Source organism: Nocardioides sp. CER19 (genome assembly GCF_029846275.1).
Lineage (GTDB): Bacteria > Actinomycetota > Actinomycetes > Propionibacteriales > Nocardioidaceae > Nocardioides.
The window spans coordinates 1,597,530-1,620,830 of sequence record NZ_JARVWS010000001.1 but is presented as its reverse complement, the minus strand read 5'-3'; the positions used below and the strand labels follow the sequence as shown (position 1 = coordinate 1,620,830).

General features: G+C 72.7%; 21 protein-coding genes. 6 read left to right on the top strand and 15 right to left on the bottom strand.

Annotated elements, in window-relative coordinates; translation table 11 throughout:
- Positions 1-88: 88 nt before the first annotated feature.
- Genes QDS12_RS07985 through QDS12_RS07975 form a run of 3 tightly spaced genes read right to left on the bottom strand, consistent with a single transcriptional unit; the run spans position 89 to position 1,928 of the window.
- On the bottom strand, positions 89-394 hold the full coding sequence (locus QDS12_RS07985) for a DUF3349 domain-containing protein (RefSeq protein ID WP_279878296.1): 306 nt from the start codon (positions 392-394) through the stop codon (positions 89-91).
- Positions 394-705 carry a hypothetical protein gene (locus tag QDS12_RS07980; protein ID WP_279878294.1) on the bottom strand — a complete coding sequence of 104 codons (312 nt, stop codon included), beginning with the start codon at positions 703-705 and terminating at the stop codon, positions 394-396. Before QDS12_RS07980 ends, QDS12_RS07985 begins: the two co-directional genes overlap by 1 nt.
- The gene (locus QDS12_RS07975) at positions 702-1,928 is read right to left on the bottom strand and encodes an inorganic phosphate transporter (RefSeq protein WP_279878292.1); all 1,227 of its coding nucleotides are present in this window, start codon (positions 1,926-1,928) and stop codon (positions 702-704) included. Before QDS12_RS07975 ends, QDS12_RS07980 begins: the two co-directional genes overlap by 4 nt.
- A gap of 106 nt (positions 1,929-2,034) precedes the next feature.
- On the opposite strand from QDS12_RS07975, the gene QDS12_RS07970 reads away from it, so the two are divergent.
- From QDS12_RS07970 to QDS12_RS07950, 5 genes are read left to right on the top strand one after another with little or no spacing between them, the layout of a single operon-like run.
- Positions 2,035-3,180 (top strand): amidohydrolase family protein, encoded by a 1,146-nt coding sequence (locus tag QDS12_RS07970; RefSeq protein WP_279878290.1) that lies wholly within the window; start codon positions 2,035-2,037, stop codon positions 3,178-3,180.
- A 31-nt stretch (positions 3,181-3,211) separates the two neighbouring features.
- Positions 3,212-4,108, top strand: coding sequence for a sugar isomerase (locus QDS12_RS07965; RefSeq protein WP_279878289.1), 897 nt, complete (start codon positions 3,212-3,214; stop codon positions 4,106-4,108).
- Positions 4,105-5,022 carry an ROK family protein gene (locus QDS12_RS07960; protein ID WP_279878288.1) on the top strand — a complete coding sequence of 306 codons (918 nt, stop codon included), beginning with the start codon at positions 4,105-4,107 and terminating at the stop codon, positions 5,020-5,022. Before QDS12_RS07965 ends, QDS12_RS07960 begins: the two co-directional genes overlap by 4 nt.
- Positions 5,019-5,942, top strand: coding sequence for a hexose kinase (locus QDS12_RS07955; RefSeq protein WP_279878286.1), 924 nt, complete (start codon positions 5,019-5,021; stop codon positions 5,940-5,942). Before QDS12_RS07960 ends, QDS12_RS07955 begins: the two co-directional genes overlap by 4 nt.
- Complete coding sequence (locus QDS12_RS07950) at positions 5,939-6,766, top strand: class II fructose-bisphosphate aldolase (protein WP_279878285.1); 828 nt, start codon at positions 5,939-5,941, stop codon at positions 6,764-6,766. The genes QDS12_RS07955 and QDS12_RS07950 overlap by 4 nt, the downstream gene beginning before the upstream one ends.
- A gap of 15 nt (positions 6,767-6,781) precedes the next feature.
- Here QDS12_RS07950 and proB read toward each other — a convergent pair whose 3' ends face one another.
- The 7 genes from proB to QDS12_RS07915 form a co-directional block, all read right to left on the bottom strand.
- Positions 6,782-7,891, bottom strand: a complete 1,110-nt coding sequence (gene proB / locus QDS12_RS07945) for a glutamate 5-kinase (protein ID WP_279878283.1) — start codon at positions 7,889-7,891, stop codon at positions 6,782-6,784.
- A 24-nt stretch (positions 7,892-7,915) separates the two neighbouring features.
- Positions 7,916-9,475, bottom strand: coding sequence for a GTPase ObgE (obgE, locus tag QDS12_RS07940; RefSeq protein WP_279878281.1), 1,560 nt, complete (start codon positions 9,473-9,475; stop codon positions 7,916-7,918).
- Positions 9,476-9,602: 127 nt separating this feature from the next.
- Positions 9,603-9,860 (bottom strand): 50S ribosomal protein L27, encoded by a 258-nt coding sequence (gene rpmA / locus QDS12_RS07935; protein ID WP_279878279.1) that lies wholly within the window; start codon positions 9,858-9,860, stop codon positions 9,603-9,605.
- Between the two features lie 36 nt (positions 9,861-9,896).
- On the bottom strand, positions 9,897-10,199 hold the full coding sequence (rplU, locus tag QDS12_RS07930; protein ID WP_279878481.1) for a 50S ribosomal protein L21: 303 nt from the start codon (positions 10,197-10,199) through the stop codon (positions 9,897-9,899).
- A gap of 183 nt (positions 10,200-10,382) precedes the next feature.
- Complete coding sequence (locus QDS12_RS07925; RefSeq protein ID WP_279878277.1) at positions 10,383-13,472, bottom strand: Rne/Rng family ribonuclease; 3,090 nt, start codon at positions 13,470-13,472, stop codon at positions 10,383-10,385.
- A 381-nt stretch (positions 13,473-13,853) separates the two neighbouring features.
- Entirely contained in the window at positions 13,854-14,573 is a 720-nt protein-coding gene (locus QDS12_RS07920) for a TIGR03936 family radical SAM-associated protein (protein WP_279878276.1), read from the bottom strand.
- 11 nt (positions 14,574-14,584) lie between these two features.
- Positions 14,585-16,345 (bottom strand): hypothetical protein, encoded by a 1,761-nt coding sequence (locus QDS12_RS07915; RefSeq protein WP_279878274.1) that lies wholly within the window; start codon positions 16,343-16,345, stop codon positions 14,585-14,587.
- A 187-nt stretch (positions 16,346-16,532) separates the two neighbouring features.
- On the opposite strand from QDS12_RS07915, the gene QDS12_RS07910 reads away from it, so the two are divergent.
- Entirely contained in the window at positions 16,533-17,198 is a 666-nt protein-coding gene (locus tag QDS12_RS07910) for a class I SAM-dependent methyltransferase (protein WP_279878273.1), read from the top strand.
- A 19-nt stretch (positions 17,199-17,217) separates the two neighbouring features.
- On the opposite strand, the gene QDS12_RS07905 is transcribed toward QDS12_RS07910, so the two are convergent.
- The 5 genes from QDS12_RS07905 to QDS12_RS07885 are packed head-to-tail and all read right to left on the bottom strand — an operon-like array spanning position 17,218 to position 23,202.
- Positions 17,218-18,477: a hypothetical protein gene (locus QDS12_RS07905; protein ID WP_279878271.1), complete on the bottom strand. Its 1,260-nt coding sequence runs from the start codon at positions 18,475-18,477 to the stop codon at positions 17,218-17,220.
- Positions 18,465-20,129: a hypothetical protein gene (locus QDS12_RS07900; RefSeq protein ID WP_279878270.1), complete on the bottom strand. Its 1,665-nt coding sequence runs from the start codon at positions 20,127-20,129 to the stop codon at positions 18,465-18,467. Before QDS12_RS07900 ends, QDS12_RS07905 begins: the two co-directional genes overlap by 13 nt.
- Positions 20,129-21,163: an NAD(P)-dependent oxidoreductase gene (locus QDS12_RS07895; protein WP_279878268.1), complete on the bottom strand. Its 1,035-nt coding sequence runs from the start codon at positions 21,161-21,163 to the stop codon at positions 20,129-20,131. Before QDS12_RS07895 ends, QDS12_RS07900 begins: the two co-directional genes overlap by 1 nt.
- 45 nt (positions 21,164-21,208) lie before the next feature.
- On the bottom strand, positions 21,209-21,967 hold the full coding sequence (locus QDS12_RS07890) for a glycosyltransferase family 2 protein (protein ID WP_279878266.1): 759 nt from the start codon (positions 21,965-21,967) through the stop codon (positions 21,209-21,211).
- Entirely contained in the window at positions 21,964-23,202 is a 1,239-nt protein-coding gene (locus QDS12_RS07885; protein ID WP_279878264.1) for a nucleotide sugar dehydrogenase, read from the bottom strand. The genes QDS12_RS07890 and QDS12_RS07885 overlap by 4 nt, the downstream gene beginning before the upstream one ends.
- Positions 23,203-23,301: the final 99 nt, after the last annotated feature.

Below are 23,301 nucleotides of genomic sequence, written 5' to 3'. Positions count from 1 at the left end.
TGGTCGAGGTGCGCAGTGCGGCCGCTGGGTGAGGTGTGAGGAGCGCCAGCGACGAGCCTCGAGACCAAGACACCGCAGAGCGGCCCGGCTAGTCGAGCGAGTCGTCCAGCGGCCAACCACCGGCGGCGAGCTGCGCGGAGACCCGCTGGAGCTCCTCGGGGGTGCACCGCTGGAAGGCGTGCTCTCGGACCATGGCGCGTACGTCGTCGGCGGTGATCGGCTGGACGCCGTTGGAGACCGACTGCAGCGCGAGCTCGTCGGCGACCGCCTCGATGTCGGCGTCGGTCAGCACGCGGTGCAGCACGCCGAGCACCGGTGGGTAGTCCGTCGGCGCGATCCCCTCGGGGTAGCCGGCCTTGAGCCAGTCGAGGATCCGCGCCACGCGGGTGGGCATCACGAGGCCTCGGTGAAGGTCGGGATCACGGTCGAGAAGTCGAGGGTCTTGCCCTGCCCCGAGGCGATGATGAAGAGCAGCCCCGAGAGGATGCCGTACGCGACGAGCAGGAAGAGGAACCCGGCGACGACCTTCCCGACGGGATGGCCCGGGGCATGGTCGACCTCGGCGTCGCCGCCGGTCCCCCAGGCCAGCGAGCGGATCCCGAGCGCGAAGATCGCGGGCAGCCCGGCACCCAGCACCAGGCTGGCGAGCAACACCCGCCAGATCGCCTCCCCGGCGAGCTGCACGTCGTCCCAGAACGCGGTCACCTCACACCTCCGGCGGTGAGCTCCCCCGACGACGCAGCGGTCGGCTGCTCCCAGTCGTCGTTGACGTTGTGGACGCCGACGGGCGTCTTCTGCGCGTGCCAGTACAAGTACCCCGCGAGGGCGAGCAGGATGACGACCTCGACCACCGACCCGACACCCAGCCCGAAGAGGTTGCCGAGCCCCCACATCGCGGCGCCGACCAGGCCGGCACAGGGCAGCGTCAGGAGCCAGGCGATCGCCATTCGCCCGGCCACGTGCCAGCGCACCTCCGCGCCCGGCTTGCCCAGGCCGCTGCCGAGGACCGACCCCGTCGCGACGTGGGTGGTGGACAGCGCGAACCCGAGGTGGCTCGAGGAGAGGATGACGGCGGCCGAGGACGCCTCCGCCGCGACCCCCTGCGGCGCGAAGATCTCGACCAACCCCTTGCCCAGCGTCCGGATGATCCGCCAGCCGCCCAGGTAGGTGCCGGCCGCGATGGCGACGGCGCAGACGACCTTGACCCAGAGCGGGATCGAGTCGGTGCTGTCCCAGCGGCCGGTGGCGATCAGCGCGAGCGTGATCACGCCCATGGTCTTCTGGGCGTCGTTCGTGCCGTGCGCCAGGCTGACCAGCGAGGCGGTGCCGATCTGGCCCCATCGGAAGCCGGACTGGGTGTAGCGCTCGGTCAGGCCACGGATGATCCGGTAGATCAGCCAGGTGCCGACGGTGGCCACGGCGGCGGCCACGATCGGTGAGGCGATCCCGGGCAGCAGGATCTTGCCGACCACCCCGTCCGGCTTGCTGCCGTCGCCGACCCAGTTGACGCCGCTCCAGCCGAGCGACGCGACCGTCGCCCCGATCAGGCCACCGAAGAGCGCGTGCGACGAGCTCGACGGCAGCCCGAGCAGCCAGGTGAGCAGGTTCCACACGATCCCGCCGATGAGGCCGGCGAGCACGATGGCGAGCAGCTCGTCGCCCGGCACGGTGAGCGCATCGGAGGCCGAGGTCGCGTTCTGGTCGAACGTCTTGACGACCGCGTTCGTCACCGTGAGGGCCACCTGCACGGAGAGGAAGGCGCCGATCAGGTTCATCACCGCTGACAGTGCGACGGCGACACGAGGCTTGAGCGCCCCGGTGACGATCGACGTCGCCATCGCGTTGGCGGTGTCGTGGAAGCCGTTGGTGAAGTCGAAGCCGAGGGCGGTGACGACCACCAGCACGAGCACGAGGGTCTCGGAGGTCACGGGTCGAGCGTGATCCGCCGTCGTACGCCTCGGGAAGGGCGCGGCCGCTTGTTCAGCGGATGTTCATCCGAGACCGGCGACGGGCCGACCCCCCTAGACTCCGCGCATGACGGTGCTGCGGGGCCGGTTGGTCACCCCCACGTACGACGGCCCGGGCGAGGTGCTCGTCGAGGACGACCGCATCGCCGCGGTCACCCATCTCGACCCGGGCGACGGCAGTGGCACGGGTGCCTCCGACGATCCGGTGATCCTGCCCGGGCTGGTCGACGTCCACTGCCACGGCGGCGGCGGCGCGGCGTTCACGTCCGGCTCGGTCGAGGAGGCCCGCACCGCGGCCACCCACCACCTGCGCCACGGGACGACGACGCTGCTCGGCAGCCTCGTCACCGACGCACCCGACCGCATGCTCCACGGCGTCGCACTCCTCGCCGACCTCGTCGACGAGGGTCTGCTGGCGGGCATCCACCTCGAGGGACCGTTCCTCAGCCCGGAGCGCTGCGGCGCGCAGGACCCGCGCCACCTGCTCGCCCCGGACGCGACCCTCGCGGCCCGGCTGCTCGAGGCGGGCCGCGGCCACGTGCGGGTCGTGACGATCGCGGCCGAGCTGCCCGGGGCGGCCGAGCTCGCGGCCCAGGTCGCCGCTGCGGGCGCGGTCGCCGCGCTCGGCCACACGGCCGCTCCGTTCCCGGCCGCCCGCGAGCTGCTGCGCTCCCCCGCGACCGCGCTGGTCACCCACCTGTTCAACGGCATGCCCGGTCTGCACCACCGCGACCCGGGGCCGGTCGGCGCCGCCCTCGCCGCCGCCCGGGCCGGCGACGCGGTCGTCGAGCTGATCGCCGACGGCGTGCACCTGTCCGACGACACGGTCACCACCGTGTTCGCCCTGCTCGGCGCGGACGCGATCGTCCTCGTGACCGACGCGATGGCCGCCGCCGGCATGCCGGACGGGCGCTACCGGCTCGGACCGCAGGAGGTCGTCGTCGCCGACGGCGTCGCCACGCTCGCCCGCAACGACTCGCTCGCCGGCGGCACGACCCGCCTGGTCGACGTCGTCGGCAGGCTCGCCCGCCTCGGGCTGCCCGCGAGCGAGGTCGTGCGTGCCGCCACCGACTCGCCGGCACGCGCGGTCGGCCTGGAGGCGCCGTCGCTGCGGGTCGGCGACCGCGCCGACCTCGTCGTCGCCGACCGCGACCTGCGGCCGCACCAGGTCATGAAGGCCGGACGCTGGGTGGCCGACGGCCCGATTGATTGACAGTCGTCGCGCACGAGGTCAGGCTCCCGGCATGACGAGCCATCTCGAGGCCGAGATCGCCACCCAGCCGCAGAACTGGCGGGACGCGCGGGAGACCGCCGCATCGCACGCCGACCTCCTGCCCGCGGCGGGCGAGAAGGTCGCGGTGGTCGGCTGCGGGACCTCGCTCTACATGGCGCAGGCCTACGCCGCCCTGCGGGAGTCAGCCGGTCAGGGCGTCACCGACGCGTGGACGCCGACCGAGGCCCGGCTGGACCGCGGCTACGACCGGATCCTCGCCATCACCCGGTCGGGCACGACGACCGAGGTGCTCGACCTGCTGACCGGCGTACGGGGCGCGACGCCGGCGACCGTCGTCACCTCCTCCCCGGGCACGCCGGCCGCGGAGCTGGCCGCGCCGATCCTGACGCCGGAGGTCGACGAGCAGTCGGTCGTGCAGACGAGGTTCGCCACGACCACGCTGGCGATGCTGCGGTGGAGCCTCGGTGAGGACCTCGCCGACGTGGCCGCCCAGGCCGATGCGGTCCTCGCGGCAGCCGACGAGGAGCTCGCCGACCTCGCCGGGCTCGAGCAGGTGACCTTCGTCGGGCGTGGCTGGACCAACGGCGTCGCCCAGGAGGCGGCGCTGAAGCTGCGGGAGTCGTCGCAGTCGTGGACCGAGTCCTACCCGATGATGGAGTACCGCCACGGCCCGCGGAGCATCTCGGCCCCGGGCCGCGGTGTGTGGGCCTTCGGGACGCTGGTCGACGGCTTCGCCGACGACGTCACCAGCACCGGCGCCACACTGGTCGCCTCCGACCGCGACGCCCTCGCCGACCTGGTCCGGGTGCACCGGCTCTGCCTGGTGAAGGCCGCCCGCCTCGGCCTCGACCCCGACCAGCCGCGCAACCTGACCCGGTCGATCATCCTGCCCGCGGCGACGGGATGAGCGACGTCCGGCGGCTCGTCCTCGCGTTCGACATCGGCGGCACGACCATCAAGGCCGCCGCCTACGACGCGGCGCTGCGACCGCTCGCCGGAGCCCGCCGGCCGAGCCCGCGGGGTCCCGCGGTGGTGGACGCGCTCGCCGGCCTCGCCGAGGAGGTCCTCGCTGCGCTCCCACCGGACCGACGTGAGGACGTGGTCGCCGCCGGGGCGGTCGCCCTCGGCCTGGTCGACGAGGCACGAGGGGTCATGCGCCGCGCGGTGAACCTCGACGTCACCGACCTGGAGGTCGCCGGCCCGCTCTCCCGCCTGCTCGGCGTGCCCACCGTCCTCGGTCACGATGTCGAGCAGGCCGCGATCGCGGAGGTGGAGGCATCCCCGACCGAGGTCCGCCAGCCGTTCGTCGTCGTGATCGGCACCGGCATCGCCGCGGCGACGTTCGTCGACGGCGCCCCGCTGCGCGGGGTCAGCGGCCAGGCGGGCGAGCTCGGCCATGTCGTCGTCCGACCGGACGGCCGACGCTGCCCCTGCGGCGCGGTGGGTTGCCTCGAGACGGTCGCCTCCGCGGCGGCGATCGCGCGCGACTACTCGGAGCGGACCGGGACGGCCGTGACCGGCGCGTCCGACGTCCTCCGCCGCCTCGGCACCGACCCCGTCGCCGACGAGGTCTGGGCGGAGGCGACCAGCGCCCTCGCGGACGCCCTGGTCATGGTCTGCACGCTCCTCGCCCCCGGCGAGATCGTGCTCGGCGGCGGGCTCGCCGAGGCGGGCGACGCCCTGGTCGAGCCGGTCCGCACCACCATGCTGGAGAGGTCGTACGTCGCCACCGTCCCGCCGATCCGGGCGTCGGTCCTCGGCAGCCGCGCCGGCCTCGTCGGCGCCGCCGGCCTCGCCCTGCGGACGATCGGAGCGCGATGACGACGCCGGTGATCGTCACCGTGACCTGCAACCCCGCCCTCGACGTCACCTACGACGTCGACGCCCTGAGGCCCGGCGAGGTGCACCGTGTCCGCGCCGTGCACGAGCGCCCCGGCGGCAAGGGCGTCAACGTCGCCCGGGTCTTGACCCGGCTCGGTGTGCCCGCGCTGGCCACCGGGCTCGACGACGGCAGCTTCGGCGCGCTGGTCGCCGACTCCGGCGTTCCCGCTGCCTTCGTGCCGGCACTGGGCCGCGTCCGCCGGACCCTCGTCATCAGCGCCGGCGCGACGACGTCGCTGTGGGAGCCCGGGCCGCCCGTCGCGGCCGGCGCCGCCGACGCGCTCGTCGAGCACGTCGCCGGCCTGCTCGGCGGGGCCGGCGCGCTCGTCGTCTCGGGCAGCCTCCCCCGCGGGCTCGACGCCGACCTCCCCGCCCGGCTGGCCGACGTCGCCCAGCATGCCGGGGTGCCGGCGGTCCTCGACCTCGACGAGGCACCCCTCGCCCGCGCCCTGGTGTCCGGCGGCGCGGTCCTCACCCCGAACGTCGACGAGCTGCACCGCCTCCTCGGGCGCCCGGCCGCCGACCTGCCCGCGGCCGCTCGGTCGCTCGCCGCCCGCAACCACGCGCCGGTCGTCCTCACGCTCGGACCGCGCGGCGTCCTCGCGAGCGACGGCGACCACTGGTGGCACGCGGCCACCGAGCCTGTCAGCGGGAACCCCACCGGTGCGGGAGACAGCGTGACGGCGGCGCTCGCCCGCGGCCTGGCCGCCGGCACCCCGTGGCGCAGGCTGGTGGCCGACGCGGCGTGCCTGGGAGCTGCCGCCGTCGTCACTCCCGTCGCCGGCGAGATCGACCTGCCGACGTATGAACGTCTGCTCGCGTCCGTGCTCGTGACCACCGATCCGGAGGAGATCCCGTGACCCTCGTCGGTCTCACGCCCCTGCTCGCCGAGGCCCGCGCCGAGCGTCGCGGCGTCGTCGCGATGAACGTCATCCAGCTGGAGCTGGCCGAGGCGATCGTCGCGGGCGCCGAGGCGGCCGGGCGGCCGGTCGTGCTGCAGATCTCGGAGAACACCGTCGCCTACCACGGCGCGCTCCGCCCGATCGCGCTCGCGTCCCTCGCGATCGCCGAGGCCGGCTCGGTCGACGTGTGCGTCCACCTCGACCATGCGGTCAGCGTGGAGCTGGTCCACGAGGCTGTGGCCCTCGGCCTCCCGTCGGTCATGTTCGACGCCTCCAGGCTCCCCTACGACGACAACGTGGCCGCGACCGCCGCGGTGGTGCGCCACTGCCACGCGGCGGGCGCCGACGTCGAGGCCGAGCTCGGGGAGGTCGGCGGCAAGGACGGCGTGCACGCCCCTGGGGTGCGCACCCGCCCCGACGACGCGGCGGCCTACGTCGGTGCCACCGGCGTGGACGCGCTCGCCGTGGCCGTGGGTTCCTCGCACGCGATGACGACCCGTGACGCGGTGCTCGACGACGGCCTGATCGCGCGGCTCGCCGAGGCGGTCGCGGTCCCGCTGGTGCTGCACGGCTCCTCCGGCGTTCCCGAAGACGGCCTCGTGAGTGCCGTGGCCGCCGGCATCACGAAGGTCAACATCGCCACCCACCTCAACGGCGCGCTGACCGCGGCGGTGCGGGCCGCGCTCTCCGACCCGGCGCTGACCGACCCGCGCGCGTACCTCGGTCCCGGCCGCGACGCCGTCGCCGCCGAGGTCGCCCGGCTGCTCACGCTGCTGGGCTGAGCGTCCCCCGGACCCTCAGAGGAGCACCAGGTCGTCGCGGTGCACGACCTCGCGGCCGTATCCCGGCCCCAGGTCGGCCTCGAGCTCCTTGCTGGACCTGCCGACGAGCTGCGGGATCTCGTCCGCGTCGTAGGCGACGAGGCCCCGCGCCACCACGGCGCCGTCCGGGCCGACGAGGTCGACGGGATCACCCGCGTGGAAGCCGCCTGCCGCGCCGGTGACGCCCGCCGCCAGCAGCGACGCCCCGCGCTGGGTCAGCGCCCGGACCGCGCCGGCGTCGAGCGCGATCGAGCCCGCCGGCTCGGTGGCGTGGGCCAGCCACAGCAGCCGGGTGCGCTGCCGGCGCCCGGTCGCGTGGAAGAGCGTGCCGGTGTCGGCTCCGGTCAGCGCCGCCCCGGCCCGGTCGGCGGAGGTCAGCACCACGGGGATGCCCGCCTCGACGGCGATGCGCGCCGCCTCGAGCTTGGTGACCATGCCGCCGGTGCCGACGCCGGCGGCGCCCGCCTTGCCGACCTGGACGCCGGCGAGGTCCTCCACCGAGGTGACCTCAGCCAGCCGCTGCGCGCCGGGCGTCGCCGGCGGGGCGTCGTAGAGGCCGTCGACGTCACTGAGCAGCACCAGCAGGTCGGCGTGGACCAGATGCGCGACCAACGCCGCGAGCCGGTCGTTGTCGCCGAACCTGATCTCCGAGGTCGCGACCGTGTCGTTCTCGTTGACGATCGGCAGCACGCCCAGCTCGAGCAGCTTGGCGAACGTCGCGAGCGCGTTGCGGTAGTGGCTGCGGCGGGTGACGTCGTCGACCGTCAGCAGCACCTGGCCCGCGGTCAGCCCGTGCCGGGCGAGCTCCTCGGTGTAGCGGTGCACGAGCAGCCCCTGGCCGACGCTGGCCGCGGCCTGCTGAGCGGCCAGCGCCGTGGGCCGCTTCTTCAGCCCGAGAGGAGCGAGCCCGGCCGCGATCGCGCCCGACGAGACGAGCACGACCTCGGCGCCGCGCTTGCGGGCGTCGGCGAGTACGTCGACGAGGGCGCTGACCCGGTCGGGGTCGATGCCGCCCTTCGCGGTCGTCAGCGACGACGAGCCGACCTTGACGACGATCCGCCTGGCGTCGACGACGCTCTGCCTCATCTCCGGGACCTCATCTCCGGGACCTCATCGGTCGGGGTCGTCCTCGGACAGGTCGAAGACGTCCGGGTCCTCGTCCGAGCCGATCTCGTAGGAGACCGGTCCGTGCGCGGAGTCGCGCCGGCGGGCGACATCGGCACGGGTCTCCCCCTCGGCCCGCTCGCCCATCGCCTCGTCGATCTCGCGGCGACGCTGGGCGGCCGGCCGGTCCTCGCGCAGCCGCTGGTCCTCGCCGCGCCGGCCGAGCATCTCGGCCCCGGCCTCGATCGAGGGCCGGAAGTCGAAGACGACCGAGTTCTCGGGCGAGCCGATGATGACGGTGTCGCCCTCCTCGGCGCCCATCTTGACCAGGCGGTCCTCGATGCCGAGGCGGTTGAGCCGGTCCGCGAGGTAGCCCACGGCCTCCTCGTTGCCGAAGTCGGTCTGCCGCACCCAGCGCTCGGGCTTGGTGCCGCGGACGACGTACGCGCGCCCCGTGCCCGTCGAGGGGTCCTTGGTCTCGGTGATCGTGAAGGCGTCGCCGCCGTCGGCGCCGGCGGGCCGGAGCACGATCCGCTTCGCCTCGACCGTCGGCCGCTCGGCGCGCGCCGCCGCGACGATCTCGGCCATGGCGAAGATCAGCTCCCGGGTGCCCTCGCCGCTCGCCGCGGAGATCGGGAAGACGCGGTAGCCCTGACCCTCGATGTCCTCGCGGGTGATGTCGGCGAGGTCCCGCCCGTCGGGGACGTCGACCTTGTTGAGCGCCACCAGCCGCGGCCGGTCCTCCAAGCCGCCGTAGCGGGCGAGCTCGTTCTCGATGATCTCCAGGTCGTCGACGGGGTTGCGGCCCGGCTCGATCGACGCTGTGTCGACGACGTGGACGATCGCCGCGCAGCGCTCGATGTGGCGCAGGAACTCGTGCCCGAGGCCGCGACCGTCCGAGGCGCCCTCGATGAGGCCGGGCACGTCGGCGACGGTGAACGTGGTGTCACCAGCGGTGACGACGCCGAGGTTGGGGACGAGCGTGGTGAAGGGGTAGTCGGCGATCTTGGGCCGGGCTCGCGAGATCGAGGCGATCAACGACGACTTGCCGGCGCTCGGGAAGCCGACCAGCCCGATGTCGGCGACCACCTTGAGCTCGAGCCCGATCTCGAGCTCGTCGCCGGGCTCGCCCAGCAGTGCGAAGCCGGGGGCCTTGCGCTTCGCGCTGGCCAGCGCCGCGTTGCCCAGCCCGCCGCGGCCGCCCTCGGCGACCACGAGCTCGGTGCCCGGGCCGACCATGTCGGCGAGCACGTTGCTCTTCGCGTCGGTGACGACGGTGCCGTCGGGTACCGGCAGCACCAGGTCGGCGCCGTGGGCTCCGTTGCGGTGGCCGCCGGCACCCTGGCCGCCGTTGGTCGCGGCGCGCTTCGGGCTGTGGTGGTAGTCGATCAGCGTCGTGACGTCGGGGTCGACGCGCAGGATCACCGACCCGCCGGGTCCGCCGTTGCCGCCATCGGGCCCGCCGAGCGGCTTGAACTTCTCGCGGTGCACCGACGCGACGCCGTTGCCGCCACGTCCGGCTCGGACGTGCAGTCGCACGCGATCGACGAAGGTGGGCACTGCCATGGGGACCAGTCTCTCTTTCCGCTGATCGAGCCGCGAGCGCTAGCGGGCGGATCGGGATCAGAAAATGCAGATAGGGCGTCCCGGATCTGGGACGCCCTATCTGACGAAGCTTCTCAGCTGCGGAGCGTCACTCCGCAGCCGGGACGATGTTGACGACCCGGCGGCCACGCCGGGTGCCGAACTCGACCGCACCGGCGGCGAGGGCGAACAGGGTGTCGTCGCCACCGCGACCGACGTTGCTGCCCGGGTGGAAGTGGGTGCCGCGCTGGCGGACGATGATCTCGCCCGCGTTGACGACCTGGCCACCGAAGCGCTTCACGCCGAGGCGCTGGGAGTTGGAGTCGCGGCCGTTCTTGGTGGAAGCCGCACCCTTCTTGTGTGCCATCTCTTCAGTCCTTCAGTGTGATGAGGGTCGACGCCGTCAGGCGTTGATCGCGGTGACCTTGACCTGGGTGTACTTCTGACGGTGACCCTGGCGCTTCTTGTAGCCGGTCTTGTTCTTGTACTTCTGGATGACGATCTTCGGGCCCTTGGTCCCGCCGACGACCTCGGCGGTGACGGAGGCCTTGGCGAGACCGGTCGAGGTGACCTTCTCGCCGTCGACGACGAGGACCACGGGCAGCGTGACGGACTCGCCGACGCCGGTCGCGACCTGGTCGATCTCGATGACGTCGCCGACGGCAACCTTCTGCTGGGTGCTGCCAGCCTTCACGATCGCGTACACCGCGGTCTCCTTCATCCCTGCTTGCGTAAGTCTCGGCTCGCGGCACGCCTCACCCCCGCTGCTGTTCGGGGTGGGATGCCGGCGATCGGCGCTCGGCGAGCGAGTCGTGAGCACCGAGGGTCAATAGTACGGAACCCCGGGGACCCGCGCAAAACCGCGGGGCCGCCGGGGTTCCTGGGGCGTTCAGCGCTTGCGCGTGCCCTTCTTCTTGATCGGCACGTGCTCGATGTGCTCCTCGTCGCCGCCGGCCTCCGCCGATGCGGCATCGGGAGCGAGCCCGTCCTCCGGTACGGCGTTCGCGCCGGTGTGCACGACCTCGCGGCTCGCGCCCCGCCGCGTGCGGGTCACGACCTTCGGTGGCTCCGGCGCCTCGGCGACGGCCTCCGGTGTCTCGACGACCTCGGGGGCCGCGGGCGCCGCCTCGACGACGGCGCCGGCGCCGGTCGAGACCACCGGGCGGCTCGCACCGCGGCGGCCTCGGGTCCGAGTGACGACCTTCGGCGCCACCTCGACGGGCGCGCTCTCCTCGACAGGCGCGCTCTCCTCGACGGCCGTGTCGACGATCTCCTCGACCGTCGCCTCCGTCGTCGCGTCAGTGCTCTCCACGACCGCCTCGGCTGCTGCCGCCACTTCAGCGGCGGCAGCCGGCGTCACCTCGACGTCGCTGTCGACGGCCGAGGACTCCGGGACCTCGTCGGCAGTCACCACGAGCTCGTCGGCCTCGTGGCGCGGCAGCTGGGCGATGTCCTTGGGAGACGGGACGGCGGCGCCCTTCTGCGCCTCGGCGCTCTCCTCGCCGTTGCCCCGCCCGCGGCCGCCGCGGCGGCGGCCCCGTCGGCCGCTGCCCTCTTCGGGGGCGGCGACGACGCCCGAGCCACCGGACTCGACCGGGTGGTCGTGGACGACGATGCCGCGGCCCTGGCAGTGGGTGCAGGTCTCGGAGAACGCCTCGACCAGCCCCGTGCCGATCCGCTTGCGGGTCATCTGGACCAGGCCGAGCGAGGTCACCTCGGCGACCTGGTGCCGGGTGCGGTCGCGGCCCAGGCACTCCACCAGGCGGCGGAGCACGAGATCGCGGTTGGACTCGAGGACCATGTCGATGAAGTCGACGACGATGATGCCGCCGATGTCGCGCAGCCGGAGCTGGCGGACGATCTCCTCGGCCGCCTCCAGGTTGTTCTTGGTGACGGTCTCCTCGAGGTTGCCGCCGGAGCCGGTGAACTTGCCGGTGTTGACGTCGACGACGGTCATCGCCTCGGTGCGGTCGATGATCAGCGAGCCGCCGGAGGGCAGCCAGACCTTCCGGTCCAGCCCCTTGGCGATCTGCTCGTCCACCCGGTAGGTCGCGAACAGGTCCTTGCCGGAGCCGTCGGCGTCGTACTGCTCGACACGGTCGGACAGGTCGGGCGCGACGTGGTCGACGTACCCCTTCACGGTGTCCCAGGCGTCCTGGCCCTGGACGACGAGCTTGGCGAAGTCCTCGGTGAAGAGGTCGCGGACGACCTTGAGGGTCAGGTCCGGCTCGCCGTAGAGCAGCTGCGGGGCGTTGCCGCGGGACTTGGCCTCGATGTCGTCCCAGCGGGCCTTGAGCCGCTCGACGTCACGGGTGAGCTCCTCCTCGCTGGCGCCCTCGGCCGCGGTGCGCACGATGACGCCGGCGGTGTCGGGGACGATCTCCTTGAGGAGCGTCTTGAGCCGGTTGCGCTCGGTGTCGGGCAGCTTGCGGGAGATGCCGCTGGTGGTGCCGTCCGGGACGTAGACGAGGAAGCGGCCGGCGAGCGAGATCTGCGCCGTGAGGCGCGCTCCCTTGTGGCCGATCGGGTCCTTGGTGACCTGGACGAGCACGGTCTGGCCGCTGCTGAGGACCGACTCGATCTTGCGCGGCTGGCCGTCCTTGTGGCCGAGCGCCGCCCAGTTGACCTCACCGGCGTAGAGGACCGCGTTCCGGCCCTTGCCGATGTCGATGAAGGCGGCCTCCATGGAGGGGAGGACGTTCTGGACGCGGCCGAGGTAGATGTTGCCGATCAGCGAGGTCTGGGACTCGCGGGCGACGTAGTGCTCGACGAGCACCTTGTCCTCGAGGACGCCGATCTGGGTGAGGTCGTCGCGCTGGCGGATGACCATGACGCGCTCGACCGACTCACGGCGGGCCAGGAACTCGGCCTCGCTCACGATCGGGGCGCGCCGGCGGCCGGCCTCGCGGCCCTCGCGGCGGCGCTGCTTCTTGGCCTCCAGGCGCGTGGAGCCGGAGACCGCGGTGATCTGCTGCTCGAGCGGCTTGGACTCGCGGACCCTGGTGACGGTGTTCGGCGGGTTGTCGTCGTCGCTCGAGCTGTCACCCGCACGGCGGCGCCGGCGGCGACGGCGCGAGGTACCACCCTCGGCGGCTGCGTCGGTCTCGTCGGTCTCATCGGCCTCGTCGGACTCGGCCGACTCCTCCGCGCGCTCCTCGTCCTCGTCCTCGGTGTCCGAGGAGTCGGTGTCGTCGCCGTTGCCGCCCGACTTGCGGCGGCGGCGGCCGCCGCGACGGCGCCGGCGACGGGCGGGCGTGCCCTCGTCGGACTCGTCGGCGGACTCCGAGGCGTCCTGCGACTCCTCGGTCTCCTCCGCCTCGACCTCGACCGCCTCGGCCGGGGTCTCGGCGGTCTCAGCGATCGCCTCGGGCTCCTCGGGGGCGGCGGCCTCCTCGACCGGCTCGGGCTTCGGGGCCGCCTTCTTGCGGGAGGCGCGCTTGCGGGGGGCCGGCTTGGTGTCGGGCGTCTGGAACAGGACGCCGGGCGCACCGGCCGGGGCGGACTCCGCGGCCTCGGCGGCGGGCTCGACGGCCGCCGTCGGCTGCTCCGCGGGCGCCTCGACCGGCTCCTCCGCGGGCGCGGCCGCCGCCTTCTTGGCGGCGGTCTTGCGGGTGGTGGTGGTCTTGGCCGCGGCCTTCTTCGCGGTCCGCTTGGCGGCGGTCTTCTTCGCGGGCGCCTCGGGAGCGGCCCCGGCAGCCGGTGCCTCGGCCGGCGCGTCGGCAGGCGACTCGGCGGGCGACTCGGCAGCGACCGGGGTGTCCGGCTGGTCCAGCGGCAGCGTCTCGTCGGCGGGTGCCGCGGCGGCCTTCTTGGTGGCGCGCTTGGCGGGCGCCTTCTTGGCGGCCGTCTTCGCGGTGGTCGCCTTCGCCGCCGTCTTGGCGGTGCTGGCCCGCTTGGTGGCGGTCTTCTTCGCCGCCGCCTTCTTGGCGGGCTTGGCGGGGGTCTCGGTGGTGCTCTCGACGGTCAGGTCGTCGGCCATGTGCTGCTCCTCGGCCCGTCGCGCTCTGCGCGGCGGGCAGGTCCGACGTCGGTCGACCACCTGCGGGTCATCAACCGACGCAAAAGCTCGTCAGTGGGCGGCGATTCGTCCCGCGTACGCGTCAGTGACGGCACCTGTCTCGCACCTGCCGCGGTCGCTCGCCCGTCGAGATCGCTGTCACCGATCTCCGGGCTGCGTCGCGGCGTGGCCACGAGGAGCGTCGTCACCGTGTCGCACCGGCGCTCCTTGGGTGGGAGCTCGGCCCGACGGATGATTCGTCGGGTCGGTCACCGCGTGGTGCACGCACCGTCGCAAGCGGCCGACCGAGGCCGAGTATCGCACATCACGCCCACGAAGCCAGAGACGACGACACGCCGCGCGTCACCGCAGCGGGTCGCCGATCGTCGCGGTGGCCTCGTCGAAGGGGCCCTGGGTGAGGCGGGTGAGCAGCGGCAGACCGCCGTGCTCGGCCCCGACCCTGAGACCGCCGACGGCGGTCAGCCCCGAGATGACGTCGTCCGGACGCACGGCCGGGGTGCTGTGCCTCAGCAGGAGCCGGAGGCGGCTGCCCGGCCCGACCGGCTCCGCCTCGAGCGACACCACGGCGCTGCGGCAGTCGAACTCGCGCAGCCCCTTCTTCGTCATCCGCTCCACCAGCACCTCGTCGGCGGCGAGGAAGGCGGCGACCGCGCTGGCCGCGTCGTCGTACGACGCCACCAGGTCGATCAGCCAGGTGCTGGCCTCGAGCCGGTCGGCCAAGGAGCCACCCGCAGACTCGACGACCTCCAGGACGTCCAGGCCGTCGGGCAGCGCCTCGGCCAGGGACGCGTGCACCGCGGCCGGATCGACGACCTCGGCGAGACCGATCTCGACGTACTCCGCCTCGCTCGCCGCGCCGGTGGGCGCCGCGCCGGCGTAGGAGATGCGCGGGTGCGGGTTGAAGCCGCTCGAGTAGGCCATCGGCAGCCGCACCCGGACCAGGGCGCGCTCGAACGCGCGGGAGAAGTCGCGGTGGCTGGTGAAGCGGAGCCGGCCGCGCTTGGCGTACCGGATCCGCAACCGCTGGACCGGTGGGGCTTGCTGCTCGGGCTGCTGACGCACGACCGACGAGCCTACCGGCGGGACGCGTCGCCGAACGCCTCGGCGGGGGCCGGAGCGGGGCCACCGCCCTCGGCGCGCGGCTCCGCCCGCTCTCGGACGTCCGCGAGCAGGGCCGCCGCGACGACTGCGGCGAGGCCGACCAGGCCGAGGACGAGAAGGCCGACGAACGCCGGATCGAGGTCGCGGTAGGGCGAGGGGGCGAACGGCGCGAGGTAGACGACGATCGTGTAGGCGGCCTGCACGGCGACCACGACACCTGCGGCGACCGGTGACCGGGTGACGAACCAGGCGAACGGCACCCCCGCCATCACGATCAGCCAGGTGTAGGCGCCGGCGTGCACGATCGCGCCCCCAGGGAGGAAGAGGACGAGCGCCCACAGGACCATCGCGCCCAGGCAGGCGACCACGAGCACGAAGCCGAGCGTGAGCTCGGCGCTCCGTGGGCGGCGGCGTGCGGCGTTCGAGAGCCAGGAGGCGACGAACGCCAGCAGGAGCACGGTGCCGAGGCCCATCGCGAACGCCGGCTTGTAGAAGTCCTGGTCCCGCCACCAGGTCGGCCAGGAGTGGTGCGGGTCGAACCGGCCGAGCACGTCGACGTCGAAGACCGTCGCGAGGTTGGCGCGGCGCGCGTGGAGCAGGTCGTGGACGGGCGTGTTCCGGTAGGCGTCGACGAGCGTCGGCAGGAACGGCCGGTCGTCGGGAGCGATCACGCCGGCGAGGTGCCACTTGAGCAGGCGGGCGTGGCTCGGGTCGGCGTACTTCGAGTAGAGCGACCACGGCAGGACGAGCACCACGGCGGCGCCCACGGCCGGCGCGACCCGCCTGACCAGGCGCGACCGGCCGCGGCGACGGAGGACCAGCACGTACAGGACCACGAAGACGGGCGCGACGAAGGCCGAGGCGGCGTGGCAGAGGTAGCCCAGCACGAAGAGGGCTCCGGCGGCCGCCAGTGGCCCCGCGTAGGGGCGGTCCCGGTCGAGGAGGATCGTGACGACGACGGCCAGCGCCGCGAGGACGAAGCCCGCGCTCATCATCTTCGGCCAGGTGAAGAACACGTTGGACAGCGTCAGCGGCAGGAAGCAGACGAAGCCGATCGTCGCGACCGCCGCCGCCGGCCGCAGCCGCAGGGCGCGGACCAGGGCGTAGAGGCCGGGGATCCAGGTGAGCTGGGCGACGATGCTGCCCGCCAGCCCCCACTGCAGTGCCTTGACGTCCTGCAGACCGGCGTCCGGTGCGAGACCGAGGACCATCGCGAGCGGGCGGACGAGCAGCAACAGCCCGGACTGGAGCGGGGGTCGGTCGCTGCCGTTCCAGCTCGAGTAGAAGTGGGTCGTCGAGAGGTCGTTCCACAGGTGGTAGGCGAACTGGTACTGCAGGAAGCCGTCCAGTGTCAGCTGCCGGTAGCGCAACAGGGCGGCGACGAAGGGGTCCGAGAGGCCGCCCCACAGGAAGCCGTGCCCGACCAGGATCGCGAGGACCGCCGCGCTGAGCAGGGTCAGCTGGGCGAAGGGTCGCCAGACCCGCCACGCCCCGGTGGCGAGCAGCACCACGACGGCGGCCACGAGCACGGCGAGCCCGAACCCGACGCAGGCGGCCCGGGACCACCAGCACAGGATCCACGCGGCGTGCATCACCAGGCCGAGGACGAGCAGGCCGTACGCCGGGGCGAGCCACGGGTGGCGCGCCCACACGCGGCGCGTCGACGCCGCCCCGGCCGCGGTCACCAGGACGACCACGAGGAACGAGGTGGTCAGCGCGAGCCCGAAGTACATGCCGGCCCCCCTCCTGCCTCCCCCGCTCGGGCATCCCGAGCCAGGCGGTCCTGCGATCGATGCTCTCTCACTGACGTTCCTCGTGGGTCGGGTGGGCGGCCGGCGTCTCGCCGCTCGGGGCGAGCGGAGCGACCTCACGTTAGTGTGTGGGCGCCACCACGGGCAGAAGCCGACGAAGAGGACGCCGATGACCACTGAGTCCGAGGACCTGCGGACGCTCTACGGAAACCGTTTCGAGGACCAGGAGCGACAGCGCACCGACCTCTGGCAGGTGCTCTGCTCGGAGTTCTTCCAGCGCTGGGTGCCCCGCGACGCGACGGTGCTCGACGTCGCCGCCGGGCACTGCGAGTTCATCAACAACATCGACGCCGGCCACAAGCTCGCGGTCGACCTCAACCCCGACGTCGCGCTGCGCGCGGGCGCGGGCGTCGACACCTACGTGACGCGGTCCGACGACATGGCCGACATCGGGACGGGGTCGGTCGACCGGGTCTTCATCAGCAACTTCTTCGAGCACGTGCCGCGCGAGGTGATCGCCTCCACGCTCGTCGAGGTGCGCCGGGTGCTCAAGCCCTCCGGCAAGCTGCTCATCCTCCAGCCGAACGTCCGCTACTGCGCGCGCGACTACTGGATGTTCTTCGACCACATCACCCCGGTCGACGACCGCGCGCTCGTCGAGGTCCTGCGGGCGACCGGCTACGACACCGAGGTCTGCCTCCCCCGGTTCCTCCCCTACACGACGAAGGGGCGACTGCCCGCCGGTCCCGGGCTCGTCAAGATGTACCTGAAGATCCCGCTGGCCTGGAAGGTTCTCGGGGCTCAGGCGTTCATCGTCGCCTCGCCGGCCGGCTGAGCCACGGGCTCCGGCCGGGTCACCGGCCCTGGAGCTCCCGACACCTCGCCGAGGGGAACCTGATCCGTACGACATGGGCGAGCACGCCGTCGCGCTGCAGCGGGAACATCACTGACCGCTGCGGCGACGTCGCACAGCGCTTGATCTCGCTCGCCCAGTCCACGTGGTCCGAGTGCCGCACCGCGACACCGTGGTCGGGGAACCGCGACAGCGCGGAGGCCAGCATCACGCACGCCAGGACGCCTCCTGCGCGGGCGATGACGGTCGCCGACGGCCAGGTCGTCACGAGCTGTCCCGCGAGGTAGACCAGCAGCAGCCCGAACACCGCGAACGGCAGGAAGTAGTAGCGCGGACCGGCGAGCACCGGGTGCGTCATCAACGGGGCCGGCACGGCGGCGAGTCCCGAGAGCAGCAGACCGCCCAGCCACAGGAGGACGCCGGTCTCGCGCGCACGGGGGTCGCGGAGCGCGAGCGCGGAGCCCAGCATGAGGAGCAGGAGCGCGGCCCCGATCAGCGAGTCCAGCAGCGGAGACGTCGTACGCGCCTGGAACCACCGGCCGACGACGAGCTGGCCGGCGTTGATCATCGTCTGCTCGAGCGCCGCGACCGGTCGCAGCGCGGCATCGGCCGCGCGCTGGCTCGAGGCGTATGCCCACAGCTGCAGCGCCAGGGCCGCGAGCAGGACGCCGCCGCTCACGGCCAGCTCCGGGGAGCGACGGCGCCACGCGAGCGGGAGGTAGACGACGGCGAGCGCGGCGGCCGCCAGGGAGTTCAGGGCGGCCAGGCCGACCACGACGGGACGGCGCCACGAAGGCCTGTCGTCCCAGCCCAGGGCGATGATCGGCCACAGGGACGTCCACCAGAACGAGTAGAGCATCACCCCGTAGACCTCGGGGTTCACCGGGACGACAGCGAGGTAGATCACCATCGCGGCGCGCACGGGCAGCGGCCCGAACGCCGATCGGGGGACGAGCAGCAGGCCGGCGGTCAGGGCGAACGTCGCGACGGCCAGGACGTAGTCGATCGCCGGGAGCACGGACCACCCGACCGAGCCCGCCAGCACGATGCCGCCCGTCGTCAGTGCGTTCAGGTCGCCGTCGATCGGCTCGAACGCCGTGTGCCAGCCGTGCCAGAGCCAGTGTGCGACGACCTGGCCCTCCTCGTCCCACAGGTACGGCGACGCGAGCTCGTCGGGCCGACGGGCCATGAAGAGGGCCGTCGAGCCGACGAGGACCACGCCGACGAGGACCCATCGGCGCAGCGCGGTTACCCGGGGCACACCGTCACTGGTCCGGGCGGGACGTAGACGCGGGCCCGCACCCCCGGCGCGGTGACCCCGACGTAGAGCGGCTCGCTCCCGTAGCGCCAGCCACCGAGCGCACTCAGGCCGCCCTTCGCCGCGATCCCGGTCTCGAGCGGACCGGTCGCGGTGACCCGCAGCTGTCGCCCGGCGTCGTCGGACGTGAACCCGATGCGAGCACCTTCGCCGGCCGTGGCCGTGGCGCAGGACGTGAGCGGGTGGTCCCCGGGACCGATCCCGGAGAAGCCCGACCAGGACACCGCGGTCGCGGACGGCAGTCCGAAGCTGTCGCGGGCGACCCCGACCTGCAGGCTCGCCCTCGCATCGAGCCGGGCCTGCGTCGTCGCCGAAGCCCCTCGAGGCAGGCCACGCAGGACGCCGAGCAGGTGGTCGACGGTGATGTCCGGGTCGGTGAACCGGTCCGGCGAGTCCGTCAGGAGTCGCTCCCCGGACGTCGCCACCTCGCGGGCGGCGACCAACCGGTTCTTCACCGTCTGGACGGCCCCGGCCCGCTGCTCCGCGAACAGCGCGGCCTGCGCCAGCCCTACCCAGCACACCACGACGGCGGCCACCGCCCAGGCCAGCAGCGCCGCCGGCGGCCGCAGGCGCAGCTGGTCGGCGGCGACCTGGTACGCCAGGCCGAGCGCCGGTGTCGTCATCAGCAGCGCGAAGTAGAGGTAGCGATGGTGGGCGGTCAGCGCGTCGGCGCCGAAACCGGAGCGCGCGTACCCGATCGCGAAGAAGCAGCCCACCGCCATGACGAGCCCGGAGGCGCCGAGGGCGAACTGGTCGGGCGTGTGCCGTCGCAGGAGCACCACCGCCGCGAGCACGATCATCACCGCCGGGCCCGCGCCTGCCATGCCGGTCGCCGACGTCCAGACGTCGGCCAGGCCGTTGAGCGCGGCCTGGGGCGCGACCGTCAGGTCGGCCGCCGGTGCCGAGGAGTAGCCGTGACCGATGGCGAGGTACCAGACGGCGTAGACGACCGCTGGTGCCACACCCGTCACGACGGCCGGCACCAGACCGCGTCGCAGCAGGACGAAGAGGACCGCCCAGCCCGTCACCATGATCCCCATGCCGGAGCACATGAGCGCCAGGACGAGGGCGACGCCCGCGACGATCCGCCACGGCCGTGTCCAGCCCTGGAGGGCGAGCAGCGCGGCCACGCCGAACGCGGCCGAGCCCAGGAAGCCGACCTGGAAGTCCCACAGGGTGTTCTCGGCACCGGCGCCGCCCGCGAGGAACGCGAAGGTCAGCGCGGTCAGCACGGACACCCACGGGGAGAGGCCGGCGCGGCGCAGCACGAGGAAGAGGAGGGCCGCCGCGACGAGGTGCGCGGCGATCGGCATCACCGCGTAGGGAAGGTAGGAGCCGGCGCCGTAGAGGGCGAAGAGCGTGCGGAACACGAGGACGGGAATCGTCGACCAGTGCTCGTTGTGCGGGACGAACAGCGTGTGGAGGGTGTCGTCCCGCAGGCTGCGGTGGAGCAGGAACGCCCAGTCGTCGCCGTAGAACCACAGCTTCCTGGCGTGCGCGACGAGCGCACCGGCCAGGACGAGGAGTCCGAGGGCCAGGACGGCGACCGGCGCCGAGCCGAGGGCTCGGCGCCGGAGCGCGTGGAGGTCGGCCACTACAGCCGTCCGTCGGCCACGGCCTGCGTGACCCACGGGATGACCTCGTCCAGCATCTCGTCCAGGGTGGTCGTGCACTCGAAGCCGAGCACTTCCTTGGCCTTGGTCACGTCCGGGACGCGCTTCTGCACGTCGTACTCGTAGGCCGGGTCGCTGACGAGCGTCAGCGGGGCGTCGCCCTTGACCTTCTTCCAGATCACCTCGGCGAGCTCGCGGACGGACGTCGACTCCGGCGTGGAGATGTTGAAGTCGTTGTTGAACGCCGCCTCCTGCTCCATGCACTCGACGATGCCGCGGGCCAGGTCGCCGCCGTAGGTGTAGTGGCGGACCTGGTTGCCCTCGCCGAGGATGTGGAGCGGGTCCTGGCCCTTGACGATCTTCTGCACGATGTCGGGGACGACGTGGCTCATGGCGAGCTTGACGTTGCCCGACTCCACCTCGACGTCGCCGAGGGCGCGACCCTCGCCGATGCCGACGCAGTTGAACGGACGCACGATCGTGTAGGGCAGCTGGTACTGGTCCCAGGCCGCCTTGGCGAAGTACTCCACCGCCAGCTTCTGGAAGCCGTACGACGACAGCGGCGGCGGGACCCGACGCTCGTCGCCCTCCTTCGACGGCCAGTGCTCGGTCGACTCGAAGACCATCGAGCTCGAGAGGTAGGTGACCTTCTTGAGCCGGCCGTTGCGATGCGCCTCGATGGCGGCGTCGCACTGCGACGCCATGATGCGCTCGTTGGTGGCGAGCAGGTCGTAGGCGTAGGCGTGGAAGTAGGAGATGCCGCCGATGAGCGCCGCGCCCGCGATGAAGTGGTCGCAGTCCATGAGCAGCTTGGTCATGAGGTCGACGTTGCGGGCGTCCTCCTCGTAGAACTCGTAGTCCGGGTGGTTGTCGTAGGACTTCTCGACCTTGCCGTACTTCGAGTAGTTGTCGATGCCGACGACCTTGTAGCCCCGGCGGAGCAGCTCCTCGACGACATAGCCGCCGATGAAGCCGGCCGAACCGGAGACGAGGACCTTCTGCTGGGCAGTGCTCATGTCGGGACTTTTCTCGCTTCGTTGTCGTTCGCCGTGAGGCGGTGGTCAGGACTTCTGGTTGATCTCGGCGATGCGCTCCGCCTGGACCTTGAGCTGCTCGACGGTGAGCGTCGGTCCGAACGCGAAGCGGTACCAGCGCAGGTACTTCGGCACCCAGCGCTTCAGCTGGAAGTTCGACTCCCCGATCTCGCGGTCGAGCCAGATGGTCGGGATCTCGGCGACCGGTCGGCGCAGGCGGCGTGCCTTCGCGGTGAGCTCGAGGCCGATCTCGAAGCCGCTGCGGCTGTGGATGCCCACCTCGCGCACGAACTCCGTGGAGTAGGCCTTGAAGCTGTTGGTCGCGTCGCGGGTGCCGACCCGGCCCAGGACCCCGAGGGACCGGCCGGCGCTGCGGGAGAGCATCCCCTTGAAGAGCGGGCCGCCGACCTGCTGGCCGCCGGCGCTGTAGCGCGAGGCGGCCGCCACGACGACACCGCGGTCGACCAGGCGCGCCAGGGCGTCGATCTGGCGGGGGTCGTCGCTCCCGTCGGCCATCGTCACGACGACGATCGGCGTCGTCGCCTGGTCGACCCCGTAGCGGATCGCGTTCGCCGGCCCGCGGCCGTAGGTCGAGACGACGGCCTGCACGTGGGAGTGCTCGGCGTTGAACTTCTGCACGACGGGGATCGTCGTGTCCTCCGGGAAGTCGACGACGACGAGGATCGTGACCTCGGACTCGACCGAGGTGATGATCCGCTCGAGGACCGGGCTGATCGCCTCACCCTCGTTGTAGGCGGGGATGACGACCGTGACCTCGAGGCTCATACGGTCGTGCCCCGACCCAGCAGGTTCCAGATGTCGATGATCGGGAGCGAGGGGTCGAGGTCGGCGTACGCCTTGTGCGGAGCGGCGAGGATCAGCAGGTCGCTCTCCTCGATCACCCGCTCCAGCGGCAGGAGCGAGTCGTCGACCGTGACGTAGGGGTCCGTGGTGAGGACCCGCTTGGTGCGGAACTCGAGGATGCGCCTGAGCTTGTAGGAGAGGCTGGAGCGGATGTCGTCGCTCTCGCCCTTGAAAGCCATGCCGAGGATGCCGACGGTCATCTCGGAGAGGTCGTGCTTCTTCTCGAGGTGGGTGACGAGGTAGAGCGGCAGGCCCTCGTTGACCAGCATCGCCGAGTGGCCGAGGACGAACGAGTTGTCGGTGAACGCGGCCAGCTGCATCGTGTCCTTGAACAGGCACGGACCGGCGGCGAAGCCGGCGCCCGGGATGTCCTGGGCCCGCGGGTAGTCCTGCGCGAGCGCCCGCCGGATGCGGTCGTAGTCGAGACCGTGGTCGTTGGCCATCATGTAGAACTGGTTGGCCGCGGCGAACTTGATGTAGCGCCAGGTGTTGGTGAACAGCTTCGCCAGCTCGGCCTCCTCCGGCTCGAGCTCGACGATGCTGTCGGTGAGGTTGCCGAAGAGCTTCGCGGCCCGGTCACGGACGCCCTGGGTGCGGCCAGAGACGATCTGCGGCAGCGAGAAGAGCTCCTCCATCGCCTTGCCCTCGGCGATCCGCTCGGGGCAGAACGTGACGTCGACGCTGAGGTCGAGGTCGTCCAGCAGCCGCTCGACCGCGTCGGTGACGCCCGGGTAGACCGTGCTGCGCAGCACGAGGAGCTGACCGTCCCGGAACTGCGGAGCGAGCGCCGCGACGGCGCGCGTGACCGCGCGCGGGTCGGGGTTGAGGTGCTCGTCGACCGGCGTGCCGATGACGACGACGACGGCGTCCGCCCGCGAGATGACGCCGGGGTCGGTGGTCGCGTGGAGGCGACCGTCGGCGAGCACCCGCTCGAGCACCTCCTGCGCGCCGTTCTCCTGGAACGGGAGGCCCCCGGCGTTGACCAGGTCGACGGCTGCCTCGTTGAGGTCGTAGATCCCGACCTGGAGCCCGCGGGACGCGAACCCGATCGCCAGCGGCAGCCCGACGTGACCGCAACCGCCCACCACCACGACGTCGAGACCGGCGGCCGGCCCACCCTCGGACGCGACGTTCGGGGCCAGGTCGGGACTCGTCATGCGGTTTCTTCCTTCGGGTCCGGGTGTGGTCCTCGACGCGGCGCGCGGAGAACGGCGTCCATTGTTCAACATGAGGGCCGGATCGGCGATACCCGGTGC

Coding starts and splice junctions, on each gene's coding strand:
- QDS12_RS07985 (WP_279878296.1), bottom strand. CDS start 394: ATGCCCACCCGCGTGGCGCGGATCCTCGACTGGCTCAAGGCCGGCTAC.
- QDS12_RS07955 (WP_279878286.1), top strand. CDS start 5,019: ATGACGACGCCGGTGATCGTCACCGTGACCTGCAACCCCGCCCTCGAC.
- QDS12_RS07890 (WP_279878266.1), bottom strand. CDS start 21,967: ATGAGCCTCGAGGTCACGGTCGTCATCCCCGCCTACAACGAGGGTGAG.
- QDS12_RS07965 (WP_279878289.1), top strand. CDS start 3,212: ATGACGAGCCATCTCGAGGCCGAGATCGCCACCCAGCCGCAGAACTGG.
- QDS12_RS07895 (WP_279878268.1), bottom strand. CDS start 21,163: ATGAGCACTGCCCAGCAGAAGGTCCTCGTCTCCGGTTCGGCCGGCTTC.
- proB (WP_279878283.1), bottom strand. CDS start 7,891: ATGAGGCAGAGCGTCGTCGACGCCAGGCGGATCGTCGTCAAGGTCGGC.
- QDS12_RS07970 (WP_279878290.1), top strand. CDS start 2,035: ATGACGGTGCTGCGGGGCCGGTTGGTCACCCCCACGTACGACGGCCCG.
- rpmA (WP_279878279.1), bottom strand. CDS start 9,860: ATGGCACACAAGAAGGGTGCGGCTTCCACCAAGAACGGCCGCGACTCC.
- QDS12_RS07915 (WP_279878274.1), bottom strand. CDS start 16,345: ATGTACTTCGGGCTCGCGCTGACCACCTCGTTCCTCGTGGTCGTCCTG.
- QDS12_RS07925 (WP_279878277.1), bottom strand. CDS start 13,472: ATGGCCGACGACCTGACCGTCGAGAGCACCACCGAGACCCCCGCCAAG.
- QDS12_RS07910 (WP_279878273.1), top strand. CDS start 16,533: ATGACCACTGAGTCCGAGGACCTGCGGACGCTCTACGGAAACCGTTTC.
- obgE (WP_279878281.1), bottom strand. CDS start 9,475: ATGGCAGTGCCCACCTTCGTCGATCGCGTGCGACTGCACGTCCGAGCC.
- QDS12_RS07885 (WP_279878264.1), bottom strand. CDS start 23,202: ATGACGAGTCCCGACCTGGCCCCGAACGTCGCGTCCGAGGGTGGGCCG.
- QDS12_RS07960 (WP_279878288.1), top strand. CDS start 4,105: ATGAGCGACGTCCGGCGGCTCGTCCTCGCGTTCGACATCGGCGGCACG.